This window comes from Brevibacterium mcbrellneri ATCC 49030 (assembly GCF_000178455.1).
Lineage (GTDB): Bacteria > Actinomycetota > Actinomycetes > Actinomycetales > Brevibacteriaceae > Brevibacterium > Brevibacterium mcbrellneri.
Genome location: NZ_ADNU01000020.1, coordinates 1 through 1,380 on the forward strand (window position 1 = coordinate 1; position 1,380 = coordinate 1,380).

General features: G+C 53.6%; 1 rRNA gene. It reads right to left on the reverse strand.

Annotated features, from left to right (window positions below):
• Positions 1-4: 4 nt before the first annotated feature.
• Positions 5-1,380 (reverse strand): 23S ribosomal RNA (locus HMPREF0183_RS03495); the annotation flags it as partial.

Consider the following 1,380-nt stretch of genomic DNA (forward strand, 5'->3'; position numbering starts at 1 on the left):
GGGTGTGTGTGAGTGATCGGTGTATTAGTACCAGTCAGCTACACACATTACTGTGCTTCCACATCTGGCCTATCAACCCTATAGTCTGTAGGGCACCTCATGGAAATCTCATCTTGAAGCAGGCTTCCCGCTTAGATGCTTTCAGCGGTTATCCTTCCCGAACGTAGCCAACCAGCCATGCACCTGGCGGTACAACTGGCACACCAGAGGTTCGTCCGTCCCGGTCCTCTCGTACTAAGGACAGCCCTTCTCAAATTTCCTACGCACGCAGCGGATAGGGACCGAACTGTCTCACGACGTTCTAAACCCAGCTCGCGTACCGCTTTAATGGGCGAACAGCCCAACCCTTGGGACCGACTCCAGCCCCAGGATGCGACGAGCCGACATCGAGGTGCCAAACCATGCCGTCGATATGGACTCTTGGGCAAGATCAGCCTGTTATCCCCGAGGTACCTTTTATCCGTTGAGCGACCGCGATTCCACAATCCACGGCCGGGTCACTAGTCCCAGCTTTCGCTCCTGCTCGACACGTCCGTCTCACAGTCAAGCTCCCTTGTGCACTTACACTCAAAACCTGATTGCCAACCAGGCTGAGGGAACCTTTGGGCGCCTCCGTTACTCTTTGGGAGGCAACCGCCCCAGTTAAACTACCCATCAGGCACTGTCCCTGAACCCGATCAGGGTCCGAAGTTAAGGAATCCAGAATGGCCAGAGTGGTATTTCACCAATGACTCCACACACACTGGCGTGCATGCTTCACAGTCTCCCACCTATCCTACACAAGCCACACCGAACACCAATACCAAACTGTAGTAAAGGTCTCGGGGTCTTTCCGTCCTGCTGCGCGTAACGAGCATCTTTACTCGTAATGCAATTTCGCCGAGTTCGTAGTAGAGACAGCAGAGAAGTCGTTACGCCATTCGTGCAGGTCGGAACTTACCCGACAAGGAATTTCGCTACCTTAGGATGGTTATAGTTACCACCGCCGTTTACTGGGGCTTAAATTCTCCGCTTCACCCAAGGGTTAACGGGTCCTCTTAACCTTCCAGCACCGGGCAGGCGTCAGTCCGTATACATCGACTTACGTCTTCGCACGGACCTGTGTTTTTAGTAAACAGTCGCTTCTCTCTGGTCTCTGCGACCACCACCAGCTTTCACCGCAAAAAGGCTCATACCAGGATGGTCCCCCTTCTTCCGAAGTTACGGGGGCAATTTGCCGAGTTCCTTAACTACGATTATCTCGCTCGCCTTAGTATTCTCTACCTGACTACCTGTGTCGGTTATGGGTACGGGCGGATCAAACCTCACGTCGATGCTTTTCTTGGCAGCATAGGATCACCAGATCACTCCACCACGTGGAGTGCCCATCAGCTCTCAGCC